A 19,148-nucleotide genomic window follows, 5' to 3' on the forward strand; every position below is an offset into this window, starting at 1 on the left:
TTTCTTCTTAAAAGTATCCTTGTTGTTTACGTTTTTCCATGGCGGCTTCGGAGCGTTTGTCATCGATTCGCGCACCTCTTTCCGAGATTTTTGAACTTCTGATCTCTGACACTACCTTATCGATGGTATCGGCATGGGATTCCACCGCAGCGGTACAGGACATATCCCCTACCGTTCTGAAACGCACCACACGCTCTTCCACTTGTTCATCATCGGCCCTAAAAACCACATCGTCCTCTGCAGACCAAATCAATCCATCCCTTAAGAAGGTATTTCTTTTGTGGGCAAAGTATATGGAAGGAATCTCAATATTTTCTTTTTGGATATAGCTCCATACGTCCAACTCGGTCCAGTTGCTAATAGGAAATACCCTAACATTCTGACCCATCTCTATTTCACCGTTCAACATATCGAACAATTCCGGGCGTTGGTTTTTTTCGTCCCACTGGCCAAAATCATCCCGAACCGAAAAAATACGTTCCTTGGCACGGGCCTTTTCCTCATCGCGACGGGCACCACCTATACAGGCATCGAATTTGAATTCCTCAATGGCATCCAAAAGAGTGGTGGTCTGCAACATGTTTCTACTGGCATATTTTCCAGTTTCCTCCACTACCTTTCCTTGATCAATGGAATCCTGAACATTACGTACAATAAGCTCCACACCCAATTCCTCTACCAATTTATCCCTGAACTCTATGGTTTCGGGGAAGTTATGGCCGGTATCAATGTGCATTAGGGGAAACGGAATCTTGGCGGGCCAAAATGCCTTTTGGGCCAATCGGACCAAGGTTATGGAATCCTTTCCTCCCGAAAACAACAGTACGGGTTTTTCAAACTGTGCCGCAACCTCACGGATAATATAAATGGCCTCATGCTCCAATGCATTGGCCCTTGGCCTATCGGTCAGGTTTTGGGTTTCTGGGTTTTGCAATTCTTCTGTGATTGTGCTCAATGTATTGTGTTTATGTTCTCTCGATTGCTCTCGAGGCAGAATTAGTTTATGATTTAGGTATGCAGACCGCATTCACGGTTCTCCAATACTTTTGTTGGGTCGAAATATTTGTGCTCGTTGGGCAATTTGTGCGTGTTGAGATATGCATCCAACTGGGTATCGCTCCAGTGATAAAATGGGCTTACCTTAAGAACCCCATCCTTGCTCAAGCTCAACACGTCCAACGAATCCCGGTGGGTCGTCTGACCTTTGCGCAAATTGGTGAACCACACATCGGGTTGATGCTCTTCCATAGCCCTTCTAAAAGGCTCCAGCTTTACCTGTTCCGTAAATTCCTTGTGCCTTGGGTCATCTATTTGTGGAATCCCCATGACAGCATCCCTATGCGCCGAAGTCTGTTTAGGCACATACAACTTAACGTTCAACCCCAAGCGCGAAATCAACTCCTCTGCATGCTTATAGGTGTTGGGCGTATTATATCCCGTATCACACCAAATAACCGGAGTGCTTTTATTCACTTCGGTCACCGCATGAAGAATAGCGACTTCATAAGGTCGAAAGTTAGTGGTAACCACAGATTTCTTCCCATGGCCAATGGCCCAAGAAATAATCTCTTCCGGTGGAATGCCTTTGAACTGGCGATTTAAATTCTGGATTTCTTCTAGTGATAATGCCATATCATCAAATTTTATTTGCCCCACTTGATTGTATTCCAAATTCTCTCATGAAAAAAATAAAGCACCATTTTGGTAACCAACTCCACCATACCAATGGAAAAAGCCAAAGACAAGGTCCCGGTTATGATCCATGATATAATGATGGTGTCCAATGTGCCTACCATCCTCCAACTAATAGATTTTACAATACTACGCTTTGGACTTTCGGAGCTTCTGTCCTTCTTATAGGTAGCACTCTCTTCTTTGGTCTTATGAGCTACGAGTTGGTCTGCAATCATTTGTTTTATTTTATCCTATCGGTTTACTAGGGATTTCAAAAATAGAATTTTTCATTAAAGTAGATTGTTAAAATCCGTATAAAATTACTTTTATCCTATAGTTTTAGTAGATTAATTAGATTACAGGTCGACTTTTATCGATTTCTTGATCGTTGGTTCTAAAAATTAATGGATTTCGACCTAAGAAATAAGGTCTGCCAGGGTGTTGTTCCGGTATACTTCCAAGGCACTGTCCCTTACTTGGAGCATCAATTTGTGCACAGAACACTCTCCTTCGTCCGGACAGTCATCACATTTTTCGTAGAAATTGAGGCTGACACAGGGAACCATTGCAATAGGCCCTTCCAGTACCCGCATTACCGAAGTCATTAGAATTTCGCTAGGGTCTTTAATCAGATAGTACCCTCCACCTTTTCCTTTTTTGGAACCTAAAAAGCCATTTCTTCTAAGAGTAAGCAAGATACTTTCCAAAAACTTTTGGGAGATGTTCTCATGTTTGGCGATCTCGGCAATCTGAACGGGCTCTTTATCCCCTACCGTAGCAAGGTAAGCCAAAGCCTTTAAGCCATATTTTGTCTTCTTGGAGAGCATCCCACGAATATAGCGAAAATTAACAATCCGCTATTCAAAAATATAGCTTGTAAGGGTTTTAGCCCAAAGCCTGCTCAATATCCGCTATAATGTCCTGTATGTGTTCCAGTCCAACCGAAACCCGTACCGTACCATCTGAAATCCCAACGGCCTCCCGTTCCTCTTTGGTGAGTTTACTGTGCGTGGTAGATGCCGGGTGCGTTACTATACTTCGAGAATCCCCTAAATTGGCAGAAAGGGACAACAATTTTATGCTATTGAAAAATCTACGCCCTTCTTCCAGTCCTCCCTTTACTTCAAAGGCCACCACACAACCTCCGGCCTTCATCTGCTTTTTGGCAATTTCATATTGGGGATGCGACTTTAAAAACGGATATTTTACCCACTCCACTTTATCGTGCTTTTCCAGATAATTGGCCAACTCCAAAGCATTCGCACAATGCCTGTCCACCCGTATGGCCAATGTTTCCAAACTTTTGGACAACACCCATGCATTGAACGGGGAAAGCGCTGGCCCAGTTATTCTGGAAAAACGGTATACCTTGTCCACCAACTCATGGCTTCCCACGGTAATGCCGGCCAAAACCCGTCCCTGACCATCCATGAGCTTGGTCCCGGAGTGAATCACCAAATCTGCACCAAACTTAATGGGCTGTTGCAAATAGGGCGAAGCAAAACAATTATCGATAATAAAAATAAGCCCGTGTTTTTTGGCAATATTCCCCAATGCCTCCAAATCCAATACATCCACACCTGGGTTAGTAGGCGATTCGGCATAAATGATCTTGGTTTTGGGCGTGATCAATGCCTCTATACTGTCCAAATCATTGGCATCAAAATAGCTGGTACCAATGTTCCATTTTGGAAAAAACTGTGTAAAAAGGCTATGGGTAGACCCAAATATGCTTTTGGAAGAGATGATATGGTCGCCACTATCCAACAGCGCTGCCAGGGTAGAAAATACGGCAGCCATACCCGATGCAAAGGCAAAACCACTTTCGGCTCCCTCCATTTTACAAACCTTATCGATAAACTCAGAGGAGTTTGGATTGGCGTAACGCGAATAAATATTGCGGTCCTTTTCCTCTGCGAAGGAGACCCTCATGTCCTCGGCATCCTCAAACACAAAGCTTGAAGTAAGGTACATGGGTGCAGAATGTTCCAAATATTGGGAACGCTCCATTTGCGTTCTGATCGCTTCCGTTTCAAATTGCTTCTTATGCTCGCTCATATCTTTTCTGCTATTCTTAATATATCCCCAAAAACCCCTCGGGCCGTTACAGCTGCTCCTGCCCCTGCTCCTTGGATCACCAATGGGTTCTCTCCATAGGACTCGGTATAGATTTCAATAATGGAATCCGACCCCTTTACCTGCCCCAAAGCACTTTCTTTGGGCACAGACACCAATTTCACTTCCAAGACACCCTTGTCTTGTTGAAGATCGCCATGAAGATCTCCCACATAACGGAGCACATGGTTTTCCTTTTGTGCGTTTTTAATGTCATCATAGATGGTATCCATATTCCCAATCTTCTCCATGAAGGCATCAAATTCCAGTGTCCTTAATTCCTCTGGGATTAGATTTTCCACTTCTATATCTGAAAATTCATTTTGAAGATCCAGTTCTCGCGCCAAGATCAACAGTTTCCTACCCACATCGTTACCTGATAGATCCTCACGCGGGTCCGGCTCGGTATATCCCTTCTCCATAGCTTCCTTGACAATGGATGAGAACGGGATGTCCTGCTCCGAAAAGGTGTTGAAAATATAGCTCAACGAACCTGAAAACACCCCTTTGATCCTGGTTATGTTCTCCCCTGAAAGATGCAGGAGCTTAATGGTATCGATCAAGGGGAGCCCTGCGCCCACATTGGTTTCGTACAAGTACTGTTTTTGATTTTTATCCAAGCACTTTCGTATGGATTTGTATTTCTCGAAGCTCAGCGTATTGGCTATTTTATTGGAAGAGACCAAATCAAAACCGTGCTTGACCAAGGTTTCATAGTTCTCCACAAAAGACTTGCTCGCGGTATTGTCCACTGCAATGAGGTTTTCCAAGTGATGGGTTTGCGCAAAGGACACCACACTTTCCATCTGGTAAGGGATTCCTTCCGTTTCCAATCTTTCCTTCCAATCCGATCCAATTCCAGACGCATCCAACAATACCTTTTTGGAATTGGCCACCGCAAATACTCGAAAGCCAATGCCTTTTCGTTCCTCTATGCTTTTTTGGGAATCCAAGATTTGATCGATCAGCGTACCACCCACATTACCGTGTCCGAAAATGGCCAGGTTCACTTTTTTGGCAATGCCAAAAATTTGCCCGTGAATCACATTGATGGCTTTATGAAGGTCTGCTTTCTTCATCACCATGCTTACATTCTTGCCTGTAACGGTATTGTTAAAAAGCAAGGGAATCACCTGATTCTTCGCCAAGGCGTTGAAAGGTTTATGAAAGCTGCTCAGGTCCATTCCCACAATGGAGATGACCGATACATCCTTGGTCACGGTTATCTGGTTGATGTCCTGCGATGAGTAGTCGGTCTCAAACTCTGCATCCAAGACTTTTTTGGCCTTCTCCGCTTTGGATAAATCGACCACCAAACCAATCCCCCGTTCCGAAGAGCCTTGGGAAATGATCCCAACGCTGATATCGTTCTGACCCAACGCCCTAAAGATCCGGGCATCTATACCTACCTTGCCCAAAAGGCCCCTTCCTTCCAAGTTAATGAGGGCCATATTGTCTAAAACCGAAAGGGACTTGATACCCCCATTTTGGGTTTTTGGACCAATCAGGGTTCCTTCGTTATCATCATTGAACGTGTTGCAGATGCGCAAAGGAATGTTCTTTTCAATAAGCGGGATTATGGTCTTCGCATGCAGAATGGTTGCCCCAAAATTGGCCAGTTCATTCGCTTCGTCATACGATATCACATCAATGAGCTTGGCATCGCTCACCAAATCTGGGTTGGCCGTAAAAATACCATCCACATGGGTATAATTGATGAGTTCTGATGCATCCAAGAAATTGGCCAACAAAGCAGCCGAATAGTTAGTACCATTCCTACCCAAAGTGGTGGTTACCCCATCTTTGTTGGAAGCAATGAAACCGGTCACCACTGGAATGGTATCCGAATCCAGATCATGGAAGCAACGGATCACATTTTCTTTGGAAAGACTCTGGTCCACCTCGGCATTGCTATAGGTATCATCGGTCTTGATCAAACTTCTGGAATCTATCAACTGCGCCTTTAACCCCGCTTCATTTAGAAGTGTGGCAACGGTCTTGCCGGAGATCAATTCCCCAAAAGACAACAACTCATCTTTCGTCCTCAGGCTATAATCCCCGGTGAGGAATACCCCACTCAATATTTTCTCTATGGATTTAAGTTCTTCTTCAATAGCTACGAAAAAACCATTCTTCTGGTAGGCGGAAAAAGCAGCTAGAGCTTCTTCAAACTCCTCACCTCTTGTCGCTTTTTCAAGCATGTTCTCCAATTGGTCCGTGGCCTTGCCCCGGGCCGAGACCACCACGGCAAAATTCTCATGGGCGGCCGCCCTTTTGGTGATGATGTTCAACACCCTTTCAATTCCCTCACCATTGGCCAAGGACTTCCCTCCAAACTTCAAGACCTTGATGCGCTCTTGTTTTCCCTTTTTGGGGAAAACGGCTTCCAACAACTTTTCCAGCTGTTCAAACTCCATTAAAAAAGCATCATGGCCATGCAACGACTGCACTTCACCATAGGTGACATTGGTGTTGGCCTGGGCCAAGCGTTTAAAGGTTTCCCTGTTTTCTTCAGCCGTAAAGAACAAATCCGAGTTGACCCCAATTATATGGATCTTGGTATCACTATCCTGAAGTTCCTTGAAACCCTCATCCCCATTTCGGGTGATGTCTATGGTCTTCAACAATTGGTTCATCAGTTTATAGGCCGATAATTGGAACCGCTCCTGAAGTTTCTTTCCATGGTGCATCAACCAGCTCTCCACGTTAAAGACCTGAAGCTCCTCATTGGTACTCCGTTTGAAACGCTCCTTGAAGGATTCTGGAGTTCTATAACAGAGCATCGCATGCATACGGGCATCGTGAACAGGCTGCTTGGAGTTCACCAAAAACTGCTCTTGGATCTGGCAATTGGCAATAAGCCAGTCCGTGGACTTCCAATCCGAGGCTACGGGAATCAGATGTTCCGTGATCCTTGGGTTCAATGCGGCCATTTCCCAGGCAATACCCCCACCCAAAGAACCACCAATGATGGCATACAATCGGTCTATCTTCAACTGTTGCAACCCCAAAAGAAAAATCCTTGCGATATCCCCTGCCACAAAATCCTTGTAATTGTCGATTACAAAACCGTCATGACCATTTCCCGGAATGTTAAAAGACAAAATGGTATAGATGTCGGTGTTGATGGACTTATCCTTACCAATAAGATCGGACCACCAACCGTGTTCACCGGCCACATTGGAATTTCCGGTAAGGGCATGGTTCACCAAAACAATGGGAGCCGAATACAATGGCTGCCCAAAAAGCTGATATGACAATTGCATATCCTGGGCGGTACCATTTTGTGTGGTGAATTGCGGTATGTTAAGATGCTGTAACATGAAAGTATCTGTAATATGCGTATTCTATTATTTTATCCGATGGATGCAAAGGCCTGCTCCAAATCGGCTTTTAAATCTTCGATATCCTCAAGACCTACCGACAATCGAATTAAATCTTGGGTCACACCGGCACTTTCCTGTTGTTCTTCGTTCAATTGTTGGTGCGTGGTGCTGGCAGGGTGTATGATCAAGGATTTGGTATCGCCAATATTCGCCAACAATGAAAATATCTGGGTGGCATCGGTCAGCTGTTTGGCAGCCTCAAACCCACCTTTTACCCCAAAGGTAACGATTCCACTTTGGCCTTTTGGCAAATATTCCTTGGCCAAATCATTGTACTCACTACTTTTTAATCCAGGATAATTGACCCAGGCAACCTCATCCCTGCTTTCCAGCCATTCCGCCAATGCCAATGCATTTTCGCTGTGCTGTTTGATTCGAACAGGCAAGGTTTCCAACCCTTGTAAAATCTGGAAGGCATTAAACGGACTCAAAGCTCCACCAAAATCACGCAGTCCTTCCAAAATCAATTTAAAGGTAAAGGCTGCAGCACCCAAGGCTTCGTGGTATACCAAACCGTGGTAACCTGCGGAGGGCTCTGTAAATTCAGGGAATTTCCCATTGGCCCAATCAAACGTACCGGCATCGATGATGGCTCCTCCCAAGGAGTTACCTTGACCACCAATGTATTTTGTCAGAGAATGGATCACCAAATTGGCCCCATGCTCTATCGGGTTCAACAACCCGGGAGTAGCCACAGTATTGTCCACAATAAAAGGAACTTGTGCCGCTTTGGCTTCCTTGGATATTCCTTTTAAATCGAGCACATCCAACTTCGGATTTCCCAAAGATTCCACAAAAAAGGCACGGGTATTATCCTGCACGGCGGCCGCAAAATTGGAAGGGTCGGATGCATCCACAAAAGTGGTGGTAATGCCCAACCTTGGCAAGGTCACATTCAACAAGTTATAGGTACCTCCATACAAACTGCTCGAAGCCACAATATGGTCTCCCGCCCTTAGTAGGGTCAACAACCCAGTTGAAATCGCGGATGTCCCGGAAGCAAATACCACAGCACCCACACCGCCTTCAACCGCTGCCAAACGATCTTGTAAAATCTGGTTGGTTGGGTTGTTCAATCGGGTGTAGATAAAGCCCAATTCTGCCAAGGAAAACAAGTTGGCAGCATGGTCCGTGTTGTTGAACACATACGAGGTGGACTGATAAATAGGCACTGCCCTTGTACCCGCTGTTTGGGTAGTATCGTGTCCGGCATGTAAAGCGTTGGTTGCAAATTTTTGATTACTCATGACTTTTCTTTTTTAAATTTTTGAAACAATACGTAAAAGTCAAACCCAAGGGCATGGCCCATAGATAAATCAAAAAGTTATAAGAAAGTGAAATCGAAAAAAATCGATCGTCGTTATCTATTCCCATTAACAGGATAGAATGTAGCACCTTCTTGACACTAGGGGCCAAGGGTTGCTAAGGCTTCACAGGGTCTATTCCCTCCACCTTTCTTGATAACTAATCAATACGTGTTTGAACTTGTGGGGACAAATATACTGATGGAAACACCGAAATTCCTAATCTTTTGGCAAAAATTAGCGTAAAACCGAAAACTCAATGTTCGAATCGGTAAAAACGGTATGCGTCTGGGTCTTAAAGTCGGATTCATCCGCCTTGAAAATATTGTCCACATAGGTCTGCGGGTTCAAGTCGATAAGGGGAAACCACGTACTCTGCACCTGAATCTGTAATTTATGCCCTTTCTTCACCGTATGGAACACATCTTGGAGTTTAATATCCACATCGGTCTTCTGATTGGGCGTAAAAGGTTCTGGATTGGAAAAGCTATTACGGAAACGCCCACGCAGAACCTCGCTCCGTACCATCAAATGATAATTGCTCATTTTAAGGTGGTCCTGCATTTCCTCGTTGGTTTCGGCATCAGCAGGATGCACATCAATCACCTTGACAATCCAATCGGCCGCTGTTCCCGTAGTGGCCACTTTTAAATGCGCCATAATATCTCCCGCCAAGGTAAGGTCCTCATCCATCACCTCGGTTTCAAACACCAACACATCGGAACGCCTTGCAGCAAAGCGTTGATCATCCGTCATGTACTTTCTCGGGGTGAACACGGTTTTCACATCTTCGGAATAAGGTACCGGCTTTTTTATATCACTGATAAACTGGATTCCTTCGGTTCCTTTTTGTTCCAAGGTCAATTCTTGATTTTCTGAAAGGTATAGGGTCTGTTTCATCATATTTGCGGGCGGCCATGTATCGTATTGTTTCCATTCCTTTTTACCCGTGTCAAACACATAGGCTTCGGGAAGGCCGGAATTCATATCGCCATCACCCTTCAAGAAATGGTTGAAGAATTTGGTTTCGATATTATCCTGATAAAACTCTGCAATGGAATCCCCAAAATAATAATTGCCCACCAAGCTTCGGCCATCCCGTCTGGACCAACGTCCATGATCCCACGGACCAAAAACCATGGTGTTGTAGTTACCCTCATTATATTTTTCAATGTTTTTGTAGGTTTCCAAAGGCCCGTAAAGATCTTCGGCATCAAACCATCCTCCCACAATCATGGTGGCCACATGGCTCTTTACATTTTTTAAGTGTTGGATGAGTCCCTTGCTTTGCCACATCTCATCATAATTGGGATGTTCCTTTAGCTCATTCCAGAAAAAGTCATCGGTCACACCTTCGGGACGCATTTTTGGGGTGTCGGCGGTCTCATACTCAAAAAAGTAATCCAGGTTTTTCAAGGGGCCGGCATCCAAGAAGAATTGATATTGATCTTCCGTAGGCAATTCCGGCAACACATACCATGCGGTGTCGATGGGCTGATCCCCATTGGGACGTGGTGTTCCAAAAAGGGAGGTGGCCCTAAAATAGCTCAACAAATAGGCCCCGTTGTGGTGAAAGTCGTCAAAAAAGAAATCCCCGATACAAGCTTGGGGTGAAGCCGCCTTTAAAGCCGGATGCGCATCCACCGTGGCATAGGTGGCATAGTATCCAGGATACGAAATTCCCCAAACCCCAACATTGCCGTTGTTGTTGTCCACATTGTTTACCAACCAATCAATGGTGTCGTAGGTATCCGAGCTTTCATCCACTTGTTCTTTCGAGGTCTTATTGGGAATATAGGCCCGCATGTTCTCATAATGCCCCTCACTGAGCCAACGCCCCCTCACATCTTGGTACACAATAATGTTCCCTTCCTTCATTAAATGCACATTGGGTCCGATTTGCGTTCTAAAATTGCCCTCACCATAAGGACGGGAGCTATAGGGAGTCCGTTGCATCAAAATGGGATATTCTTTGGATGTGTCCTTTGGGGAATATATGGTGGTGTGCAGTGTTACCCCATCCCGCATTTCAATGTCCACTTCCTGCTTGGTGTAATGATCTTGTACATAAGTATCAACGGGTTGAGTCTCGGTTTTTATGACCTTCTTACAACTACTGACCACAAACAACAGAGAAACACTTAGAAACAGAATCCTTACCAAACTTTTCATCACTTTGTATTTAGATTCCCTAAAACTACTAAAGTTCCACAGAGTATCCCAAACAAAAAAGGAGCCCCTTTCGAGACTCCTTCGTTTAGTGTGGTTATTTTTCTTTATAGGTTGAAGGCTGCTTTCACGGCATCCACCTTATCCAATTTTTCCCAAGTGAAGAGTTCCACTTCCCTTTCTACTTTTCCATTGTAGGGCGACTCAAACACCTTGGTCAAGGTTTGGGGTTGTTTTCCCATATGACCATAGGCTGCCGTCTCCAAATAAATGGGATTACGCAGTTTTAGGCGTTCCTCAATGGCAAAAGGTCTCATATCAAAGAGTTCGGATGCCTTTTTGGCAATCTCGCCGTCGGTCAGATCCACATTGGCGGTTCCATAGGTATCCACAAAAATGGAAGTGGGTTCCACTACCCCAATGGCGTAACTCACCTGCACCAAAATTTCATTGGCCACTCCGGCGGCCACCAAGTTTTTGGCAATATGTCGCGCCGCATAGGCCGCGCTGCGGTCCACCTTACTGGGGTCTTTTCCACTAAAGGCACCACCACCATGGGCTCCCTTTCCACCATAGGTATCCACAATGATCTTACGACCGGTTAGGCCCGTATCGCCATGTGGGCCACCAATCACAAATTTTCCAGTGGGGTTCACGTGGTATTTGATGGTATCGTTGAATAGTTTCTGGATGTTTTCAGGCAAAAGTTCCTTGACCCTTGGAATCAATATATGGATTACATCTTCCTTGATCTTGGCCTGCATCTCGGCATCCGTTCCAAACTCATCGTGCTGGGTGGAGACCACAATGGTATCAATGCGTTGTGGCACGTTATCGTCTGAATATTCTATGGTCACCTGTGCCTTGGCATCAGGTCGTAGATAGGTCAATTGAGTGCCTTCACGTCGCAATTCTGCCAAAACCTGTAAGATCTTGTGCGAAATATCCAAGGCCAAGGGCATGTAGTTGTCGGTTTCCTTGGTGGCATACCCGAACATCATTCCCTGGTCACCGGCACCTTGCTCTTCCTTGCTTCCGCGATCTACTCCTTGGTTGATTTCTTGGGATTGCTCATGGATCAAGGAAATCACCCCGCAGGAATCGCCACTGAACTTATACTCCCCTTTGGTATAGCCAATATTATTTATGACTTCCCGGGCAATGCTCTGCAAGTCCAAATAGGTATGGCTTTTCACTTCACCCGCCAAAACCACCTGCCCCGTGGTCACCAAGGTTTCACAGGCCACTTTGCTCTCGGGGTCAAAGGCCAAAAAATTATCCAAAAGGGCATCACTGATCTGATCTGCAATTTTATCTGGGTGTCCCTCACTTACCGATTCTGAGGTAAACAAATATGCCATGATTCTAATTTAAATGGATAGTTTTGACGGAAAGGCCGTAAGAAGTTTACAATGCTTCACCAAGAAGCCCGAACCAGGTTCAGTATAAACTGCTTTAGCATTTTTGTACACCCAACCTTTGGGCGACTGAGGTTGCAATCAGTCAAATCTATCCTCATTCAGATGGGCAAAAGTACATATTTGCAACATATTTTAAAACTTTGTTTTATCACTGTTCACAAGTTTCCCATTTCAACCGGTTTTTTTTCTTCTACTGGATATACTTTGTATATTGCGCGTTGGTTCCCCAACCTAATACACCAACTTTAAACAACATCATCCCATGCATATTGCGGTAGCAGGAAACATTGGCGCCGGAAAGACCACCTTAACCAACTTACTTGCCAAACATTATAAGTGGGACGCCCATTTTGAGGATGTAGTGGACAATCCGTACCTGGATGATTTCTACACCCAAATGGAACGATGGAGTTTTAACCTGCAGATCTACTTTTTGAACAGTCGTTACCGACAAATCCTTAAAATCCGTGAAACTGGTATGGATGTGATCCAAGACAGGACCATCTATGAGGATGCCCATATTTTTGCGCCCAACCTGCATGCCATGGGGTTGATGACCAACCGGGATTTTGAAAACTACAAAAGCCTTTTTGAGTTGATGGAGAGCTTGGTGCAACCGCCAGACCTGTTGATCTACCTTCGCAGTTCCATTCCCAATTTGGTGAACCAGATCCACAAGCGTGGGCGGGATTACGAGAACAGCATCTCCATTGACTACCTCAGCCGATTGAACGAACGATACGAAGCTTGGGCCAATACCTACGAAAAAGGAAAATTGCTCATTTTTGATGTGGACAACCTCAACTTTGTGGACTCCCCCGAGGATTTGGGTGAGGTGATCAACCGCATTGACGCGGAGATCCACGGCTTGTTTGAATAATTTTTTACGCCAGAACTTATTTATCAACTTTATACCGCTCCTTTTTTGAAGGGATATGGGTATATTTAGTTTTTGTATTCAAGATTTTACCCTGTAAAAATCAGAAAACCAACACCATGAATTCAGATATCATAAAGCTTTACAAGCAGTTGGAACGCATGGAACAGACCAAGGAAGTGGTACAATTGAGCAATCAACTTAGAGAAACATTATATCAAAATCTTCGGAGCCATTTTCAGGAGTTCATCAACATTGGCCATGCCATTGGCTTTAATGAACTCCAAGAAGAGTTGAAAAAGGCCATGGAGCTGTTGGAAATCCAGAAATAAGAAAATAATCATCACAATCAACCCATTATGAGAACCCTATCGTTTTCCAAATTTTTATTGTTTGCCTTTATATCGCTGCTTTATGTGGGCACCACGGCCCAAGAGTTGGCCAAAGTCCCTGCCGAGCAGGTAGGCCTATCTTCCGAACGCCTGAACGTACTTACCCAGACCTTTCAGGAGTATGTGGACAACGGGGAACTGTCCGGCGCGGTGGCACTGGTGGCCCGCAAAGGAAAAGTGGCCTATTTGCAGTCGTTTGGAAAGAACGATATGGAGAACAATATCCCCATGACCGAAAGCTCCATTTTTAGGATTGCTTCGCAGACCAAGGCCGTTATCAGTGTTGGGGTGATGATCTTGCAGGAACGAGGACAATTGCTCATCAGTGATCCCGTTGGAAAATATATGCCGGCTTTTATGGAAACCAAGGTGGCCGTTGCCAAGGAAGATGGTTCTTATGACGTAGTGAAGGCCAAAAGGCCCATCACTGTCCGCGATCTGCTCACCCACACCTCGGGAGTATCCTACGGCAGTGGCATAGCCAAAGACCTCTGGAAAGCCGCCAACATCCAAGGATGGTATTTTGCAGACCGTAACGAACCCATCCAAGCAACCATCAACCGCATGGCCGACCTCCCTTTTGAATCCCAACCCGGTGAAAAATGGGTGTATGGTTACAACACGGATATTCTAGGCGCCTTGATCGAGGTGGTTTCCGGCGAACCTTTGGATGTTTTCATCAAGAAAAACATTCTGGACCCACTGGGTATGAACGACACCCATTTTTATCTTCCAAAGGATAAAAGGCAACGTTTGGCCACGGTGTATTCCGCTACCGAAAACGGATTGGAACGCGCTCCCGAACCTGGGCATATGGTAGGACAAGGGGCCTATGTGGATGGTCCACGAAAAAGCTTTTCCGGTGGTGCCGGTCTTTTGAGCACCGCCATGGACTATGCCAAATTCCTACAAATGACCCTCAACAAGGGAACTTTTAACGGAAAGCAGGTCATCTCACCCAAAACTGTGGAACTCATGACCGTGAACCATTTGGCCAGTGACGTAGTTTATCCTTGGGAAAACGGTACCGGATTCGGTCTGGGCTTTTCCGTTGTGGAGGATTTGGGCAGACGAGGGGTATTGGGCTCCAAAGGTGAATATGGTTGGGGCGGTGCCTATCATTCCTCCTATTGGGTAGACCCTAAGGAAGAATTGGTGGTGGTCTATTTTACCCAATTGATCCCTGCAGGAGATATAGACGATCACGGAAAACTTCGCGCCTTGATCTATCAGGCATTGACCGACTGATCTTCATGGGGAATCTTCAGATTACCACAAACCCCGAAGTACAAATGGTGTTCGACCGCTACCCAGATTGGGCTAGGGAAAAGCTGTTAGTGCTTCGAGAGTTGATTGTGGAAACTGCCAAGGAAACTGAGGATATATCCGCACTGGAAGAGACCCTGAAATGGGGAGAACCCAGTTATCTGACCAAAAATGGCAGTACCATCCGGATGGATTGGAAATCCAAAACTCCCAATCAATATGCCCTGTACTTTAAGTGCACCAGCCGATTGGTGGAAACGTTCAAGGCAACCTTCCAGAACGTTTTTGAATTTGAAGGAAAAAGAGCCCTTGTTTTCCAAAAGGATGACAAAATCCCTGAGGAAGAACTCAGGCATTGTATAAGGGCCGCCCTCACCTATCACAAGGTGAAACACCTCCCCACACTAGGCATATAAAACCTATCCTTAACCGAATCAAGTTCATTCCCTAATCCAAAAGGGGCGTTCACTCATTACAGGTTTTTTTGGGGTGATTTTCAAAGTAGTTTAAGGGTACGAACTGCGACCCTCACGGGCCCATTAAACTTGAAAATCATGGAACCAAAGAAAAATCAACATGTGGAATTGAAACGGAACAGCCTCCTTTACTTTTTTATGGGGATGTTCTTGGTCTTGCTCCTTATCTACACCGCATTGGAATGGAAAACGTATGACCCCCAAGTAGATTGGGATTATGCAAAACTACACGTTCAAGATGAGCTTATAGAAGAAGTGCCCATTACCAAAATTGAATTACCAAAACCCCCTAAAATTATTCAAGCACCACCAGTAATTGAAATTGCCCCTGACGATGAAGATATTGTTGAAACTGTCATCGAATCTACAGAACCTGATCAGGATACAGAAATAGCCCCTATTGAAACCATTGAGGTGGCCGATGAGGATGAGCCGGAGATTGTTCCTTGGGTATTGATTGAAGACGCCCCGATATTTCCTGGCTGCGAAAATGTAACCGATAAAGAAGAAAAGAAGATTTGTTTTCAGAACATGATGCAAAAACATATCCAAAAAAACATCCGCTATCCTGAAATTGCCCAAGAAATGGGTTTGGAAGGCCGCGTAAATGTGGTGTTCACCATTCAAAAGGATGGCACTATTGGCGATGTACGCATGCGTGGTCCCCATGAAAGTTTGGAAGGCGAGGCGGCCCGTATCATCTCCAAACTACCCCGGATGACTCCGGGCAAACAACGTGGAACAGCAGTAAAAGTTCCTTTTTCCATACCCATTACGTTCAAGTTGAATTGATTTAAGATTTCCCGCACTCCCAAGGTGGGTTCGAAATGACAGTAGGAACGGTAAGGTCATTTCGAAGAAGCGTAGCGACTGAGAAATCTATCAGGAAAACATGTCATTTCGTAATGAGGACTGCAAGGACGACCGAGAAATCCAACATAGACTGAATTCACAATAAAAAAACCACGCCTTTAGCGTGGTTTTTTATGTAGTTAGGAAAACAAGTTCCTTATTGCTTCGTCTTATTTTTATAAGCTTCCACCAATTGCTCTACTTCCTCTTTGGTATCAGCAGTGAACTCTTCTATCTCATCCACTACTTTTCCATTGGCTTCGTAGCTGGAGGTCACAATGGCCTTGAAAGCACCATCGGCAGTATTGCTTACCTCCACCAAGAACTTTTTCGCAATGGTCTTGGTCTCTTTCATGCCTTCCTCAGAAATGGTGATGACGGTAGCATCCTCCTTGACCATGCTCAACTCATCTGCTGGGGATAGACTTACCAAACTTGGTGCGATGACCAAAGCCACAACGGACATCAATTTCAACAAGATGTTCAAGGATGGCCCTGAGGTATCCTTGAAAGGGTCTCCAACGGTATCTCCAACCACGGCAGCTTTATGGGCATCAGAACCTTTACGACCTTCACTCTCGATGGTCTTCTTGGCATTATCCCAAGCACCTCCGGCATTGGATTGAAAAATAGCCATCAATACCCCAGCAGTGGTTACACCGGCCAACAATCCGCCCAACATTTCGGCACCTCCAATAAACCCAACGGCCACAGGAACGGCAATCGCCAACAGTCCTGGGAAAACCATTTCCTTAATGGAAGCCTGTGTGGAAATGGCCACACACTTTTCGTATTCGGCCACACCATCGGCGGCATCAAAAATCTTTCTATCTTCTTCTGACGCTTTTGAAATATCAGCGTCGTATTTACGCATTACCTCAAGGGCTGCTTTCAATTGGGGAATATCCCTAAACTGACGACGTACTTCCTCAATCATGGCCATGGCAGCTCTACCTACGGCGTTCATGGAAAGGGCAGAGAACACGAAAGGAAGCATTCCCCCGATCAATAGTCCCGCCATGATATCCGGCTGCGACACATCAATGGATGTTACGCCGGCAGTCTTCATAAAGGCCGCGAACAATGCCAAAGCGGTCAAGGCTGCAGAAGCAATGGCAAAACCTTTACCAATAGCAGCAGTAGTGTTTCCAACGGCATCCAATTTATCGGTACGCTCACGCACTTCGCTAGGTAATTCGGCCATTTCGGCAATACCTCCCGCGTTGTCGGAAATAGGTCCGTAGGCATCAACCGCCAACTGGATACCGGTATTGGCCAACATCCCTACGGCTGCGATGGCGATTCCGTACAATCCTGCAAAATAGTGTGAAACCAAAATCGCGGCGGCAATCAATATGATTGGAATGGCGGTGGACATCATCCCCACACCCAAACCGGCGATAATGTTTGTGGCAGAACCGGTTTCGGACTGACGCACAATGGAGTTAACAGGCTTAGTTCCTGTTCCTGTATAATATTCGGTGACCTTACCTACCAACAATCCGGCAACTAGACCAGCAATGGTAGCCCAGAAAACACCCATGGAAGAGTATTCTTTTCCTGCTTCAACCCAAGACTCTGGAAGCATTCCAGTAATCAAGAAATATGATGCAATCAACATAAGTCCGGCAGAACCAAATTCACCAATATTCAAAGCGGTCTGTGGGTTTCCACCATCCTTTACCTTAACAAAGAACGTCCCGATAATGGACATTACAATCCCCACTGCGGCCAACGCCAAGGGAAGATATACGGCCCCAAGACCGTCAAAAGCAGCTTGGAATTCTGGAAGACCCGCAAAAACGGCCCCCAATACCATGGTACCAATAATGGAACCTACATACGATTCAAAAAGGTCGGCCCCCATACCGGCAACGTCCCCCACATTATCACCAACATTATCTGCAATGGTGGCAGGGTTCAAGGGGTGATCTTCGGGAATACCGGCTTCCACCTTACCTACAAGGTCAGCACCAACATCGGCCGCCTTGGTATAGATACCTCCACCCACACGGGCGAAGAGTGCTATGGATGATGCTCCCAAGGAGAATCCGGAAAGTACGTTCAATACTTCACTGAGTTCCCATCCTTGTCCACTATACACCATAAAGAGCACACTCAACCCCAAAACGCCAAGACCTACAACGCCAAGACCCATTACGGCCCCACCGGCAAAAGCCACTTCCAAGGCCTTGCCCAAAGAAGTTCTGGCGGCATTTGTGGTACGCACATTTGCTTTAGTGGCCACTTTCATTCCGATGAATCCAGCCAATGCGGAGCAAATGGCCCCAACAATAAAGGAAACGGCCACCATGCCATTGGAACCTGCCTCATTGCTGCCCTTGAAGAACAGTAAAATGGCAACGGCCACAACGAAAATGCTCAATATCTTATATTCAGCCTTCAAGAACGACATTGCACCATCTGCAATGTTCTTGGCAATTCTTGCCATCTTTTCATCCCCGACTTCCTGCTTAGAAATCCATACGTTTTTAATAAACACGTACAACAAGCCCAGGATACCAAACACGGGCAAAAATTTCACAATCAAATCCATAGTTAGTAGTTGTTTAAGATTTTTTTAATGGCAGCTAATGTAGTAAAATACGGAGTAATAAAAAAAATGCGCTTTTATTTAATAAAAGCGCATAATTTCTTGGCGATTGTTCCTTATATGGTATAAGTACGTTTCTTTTTGTGCTCACTTTCATCATAGCGTTGCACACATTCGTGATAAATCTCTATGGCTTCTTCCACACCGCCCCAACCTCCGGTGTCGACCTTTTTCTTTTCCAAGTCCTTGTATACCTGGAAAAAGTGCTCGATTTCCTTTAGTCTATGTGGGTTCAGTTCACTGATATCATCCCGTTTGCTCCAAATAGGGTCGGAAACGGGAACACAGATCAACTTTTCATCCGGTCCTTTTTCATCGGTCATATGGAACACCCCTACTGGCTTTACCTCCATGACCACCATGGGATAGGTAGGTTCGGTACCCAATACCAATACATCCAAGGGATCGTGGTCCAAAGCCAAGGTCTCTGGAACAAAACCGTAATCCCCGGGATACATCATCGAGGAAAATAGGGTTCGATCGAACCGAATCTTGTGCAGGGTAAAGTCGTATTCGTATTTGTTTCGGCTACCTTTTGGAATTTCAATTAGGACATCAAAGGTAACGGGTTCTCTTTTGGACATGTTTGAAGTTTTATTTTC

16 protein-coding genes and 1 riboswitch are annotated in these 19,148 nt (G+C 45.3%); of the genes, 5 read left to right on the plus strand and 11 right to left on the minus strand.

Annotated elements, in window-relative coordinates:
- Positions 1-7: 7 nt before the first annotated feature.
- The 9 genes from cysD to metK all read right to left on the minus strand — a co-directional run bounded on the left by cysD (position 8) and on the right by metK (position 12,009).
- Complete coding sequence (gene cysD, locus DN53_RS12930) at positions 8-946, minus strand: sulfate adenylyltransferase subunit CysD (protein WP_417935929.1); 939 nt, start codon at positions 944-946, stop codon at positions 8-10.
- Between the two features lie 62 nt (positions 947-1,008).
- The gene (locus tag DN53_RS12935; RefSeq protein WP_129654747.1) at positions 1,009-1,632 is read right to left on the minus strand and encodes a phosphoadenosine phosphosulfate reductase domain-containing protein; all 624 of its coding nucleotides are present in this window, start codon (positions 1,630-1,632) and stop codon (positions 1,009-1,011) included.
- Between the two features lie 11 nt (positions 1,633-1,643).
- A complete protein-coding gene (locus DN53_RS12940; protein WP_129654750.1) occupies positions 1,644-1,910 on the minus strand; it encodes a DUF2061 domain-containing protein in 267 nt (88 codons plus the stop codon).
- A gap of 180 nt (positions 1,911-2,090) precedes the next feature.
- Positions 2,091-2,501 (minus strand): RrF2 family transcriptional regulator, encoded by a 411-nt coding sequence (locus DN53_RS12945; RefSeq protein WP_116217323.1) that lies wholly within the window; start codon positions 2,499-2,501, stop codon positions 2,091-2,093.
- 58 nt (positions 2,502-2,559) lie between these two features.
- On the minus strand, positions 2,560-3,732 hold the full coding sequence (locus DN53_RS12950) for a trans-sulfuration enzyme family protein (protein WP_129654752.1): 1,173 nt from the start codon (positions 3,730-3,732) through the stop codon (positions 2,560-2,562).
- Positions 3,729-7,112, minus strand: coding sequence for a bifunctional aspartate kinase/homoserine dehydrogenase I (thrA, locus tag DN53_RS12955; RefSeq protein WP_129654754.1), 3,384 nt, complete (start codon positions 7,110-7,112; stop codon positions 3,729-3,731). Before thrA ends, DN53_RS12950 begins: the two co-directional genes overlap by 4 nt.
- Before the next feature lie 32 nt (positions 7,113-7,144).
- Positions 7,145-8,422: an O-acetylhomoserine aminocarboxypropyltransferase/cysteine synthase family protein gene (locus tag DN53_RS12960; protein WP_129654756.1), complete on the minus strand. Its 1,278-nt coding sequence runs from the start codon at positions 8,420-8,422 to the stop codon at positions 7,145-7,147.
- 110 nt (positions 8,423-8,532) lie between these two features.
- A riboswitch (SAM riboswitch) is annotated at positions 8,533-8,642 on the minus strand.
- A 74-nt stretch (positions 8,643-8,716) separates the two neighbouring features.
- Positions 8,717-10,651 carry a CocE/NonD family hydrolase gene (locus DN53_RS12965; RefSeq protein ID WP_129654758.1) on the minus strand — a complete coding sequence of 645 codons (1,935 nt, stop codon included), beginning with the start codon at positions 10,649-10,651 and terminating at the stop codon, positions 8,717-8,719.
- Between the two features lie 104 nt (positions 10,652-10,755).
- Complete coding sequence (gene metK / locus DN53_RS12970) at positions 10,756-12,009, minus strand: methionine adenosyltransferase (protein ID WP_129654760.1); 1,254 nt, start codon at positions 12,007-12,009, stop codon at positions 10,756-10,758.
- Between the two features lie 322 nt (positions 12,010-12,331).
- Between metK and DN53_RS12975 the strand changes: the two genes are divergently transcribed.
- The 5 genes from DN53_RS12975 to DN53_RS12995 all read left to right on the plus strand — a co-directional run bounded on the left by DN53_RS12975 (position 12,332) and on the right by DN53_RS12995 (position 15,872).
- Entirely contained in the window at positions 12,332-12,949 is a 618-nt protein-coding gene (locus DN53_RS12975; protein ID WP_129654762.1) for a deoxynucleoside kinase, read from the plus strand.
- A gap of 116 nt (positions 12,950-13,065) precedes the next feature.
- Positions 13,066-13,278 (plus strand): hypothetical protein, encoded by a 213-nt coding sequence (locus DN53_RS12980; protein WP_129654764.1) that lies wholly within the window; start codon positions 13,066-13,068, stop codon positions 13,276-13,278.
- Positions 13,279-13,305: 27 nt separating this feature from the next.
- Entirely contained in the window at positions 13,306-14,586 is a 1,281-nt protein-coding gene (locus DN53_RS12985; protein ID WP_129654766.1) for a serine hydrolase domain-containing protein, read from the plus strand.
- A gap of 5 nt (positions 14,587-14,591) precedes the next feature.
- Entirely contained in the window at positions 14,592-15,020 is a 429-nt protein-coding gene (locus tag DN53_RS12990) for a DUF1801 domain-containing protein (protein ID WP_129654768.1), read from the plus strand.
- 138 nt (positions 15,021-15,158) lie between these two features.
- Positions 15,159-15,872 carry an energy transducer TonB gene (locus tag DN53_RS12995; protein ID WP_129654770.1) on the plus strand — a complete coding sequence of 238 codons (714 nt, stop codon included), beginning with the start codon at positions 15,159-15,161 and terminating at the stop codon, positions 15,870-15,872.
- Positions 15,873-16,089: 217 nt separating this feature from the next.
- On the opposite strand, the gene DN53_RS13000 is transcribed toward DN53_RS12995, so the two are convergent.
- Together DN53_RS13000 and DN53_RS13005 are read right to left on the minus strand one after the other, a co-directional pair.
- A complete protein-coding gene (locus DN53_RS13000; protein ID WP_129654772.1) occupies positions 16,090-18,489 on the minus strand; it encodes a sodium-translocating pyrophosphatase in 2,400 nt (799 codons plus the stop codon).
- Between the two features lie 113 nt (positions 18,490-18,602).
- Entirely contained in the window at positions 18,603-19,130 is a 528-nt protein-coding gene (locus DN53_RS13005; RefSeq protein ID WP_129654774.1) for an inorganic diphosphatase, read from the minus strand.
- Positions 19,131-19,148: the final 18 nt, after the last annotated feature.

Source organism: Flagellimonas olearia (assembly GCF_004150225.1).
Classification (GTDB): Bacteria; Bacteroidota; Bacteroidia; order Flavobacteriales; family Flavobacteriaceae; genus Flagellimonas; species Flagellimonas olearia.

Excerpts from the sequence above, each read along its gene's own strand:
- DN53_RS12940 (WP_129654750.1), bottom strand. The coding sequence starts at position 1,910 with ATGATTGCAGACCAACTCGTAGCTCATAAGACCAAAGAAGAGAGTGCT.
- DN53_RS12980 (WP_129654764.1), top strand. The coding sequence starts at position 13,066 with ATGAATTCAGATATCATAAAGCTTTACAAGCAGTTGGAACGCATGGAA.
- DN53_RS12995 (WP_129654770.1), top strand. The coding sequence starts at position 15,159 with ATGGAACCAAAGAAAAATCAACATGTGGAATTGAAACGGAACAGCCTC.
- DN53_RS12960 (WP_129654756.1), bottom strand. The coding sequence starts at position 8,422 with ATGAGTAATCAAAAATTTGCAACCAACGCTTTACATGCCGGACACGAT.
- DN53_RS13000 (WP_129654772.1), bottom strand. The coding sequence starts at position 18,489 with ATGGATTTGATTGTGAAATTTTTGCCCGTGTTTGGTATCCTGGGCTTG.
- DN53_RS12975 (WP_129654762.1), top strand. The coding sequence starts at position 12,332 with ATGCATATTGCGGTAGCAGGAAACATTGGCGCCGGAAAGACCACCTTA.
- DN53_RS12965 (WP_129654758.1), bottom strand. The coding sequence starts at position 10,651 with ATGAAAAGTTTGGTAAGGATTCTGTTTCTAAGTGTTTCTCTGTTGTTT.
- DN53_RS12945 (WP_116217323.1), bottom strand. The coding sequence starts at position 2,501 with ATGCTCTCCAAGAAGACAAAATATGGCTTAAAGGCTTTGGCTTACCTT.
- DN53_RS13005 (WP_129654774.1), bottom strand. The coding sequence starts at position 19,130 with ATGTCCAAAAGAGAACCCGTTACCTTTGATGTCCTAATTGAAATTCCA.
- DN53_RS12950 (WP_129654752.1), bottom strand. The coding sequence starts at position 3,732 with ATGAGCGAGCATAAGAAGCAATTTGAAACGGAAGCGATCAGAACGCAA.
- metK (WP_129654760.1), bottom strand. The coding sequence starts at position 12,009 with ATGGCATATTTGTTTACCTCAGAATCGGTAAGTGAGGGACACCCAGAT.
- thrA (WP_129654754.1), bottom strand. The coding sequence starts at position 7,112 with ATGTTACAGCATCTTAACATACCGCAATTCACCACACAAAATGGTACC.
- DN53_RS12985 (WP_129654766.1), top strand. The coding sequence starts at position 13,306 with ATGAGAACCCTATCGTTTTCCAAATTTTTATTGTTTGCCTTTATATCG.
- DN53_RS12990 (WP_129654768.1), top strand. The coding sequence starts at position 14,592 with ATGGGGAATCTTCAGATTACCACAAACCCCGAAGTACAAATGGTGTTC.
- DN53_RS12935 (WP_129654747.1), bottom strand. The coding sequence starts at position 1,632 with ATGGCATTATCACTAGAAGAAATCCAGAATTTAAATCGCCAGTTCAAA.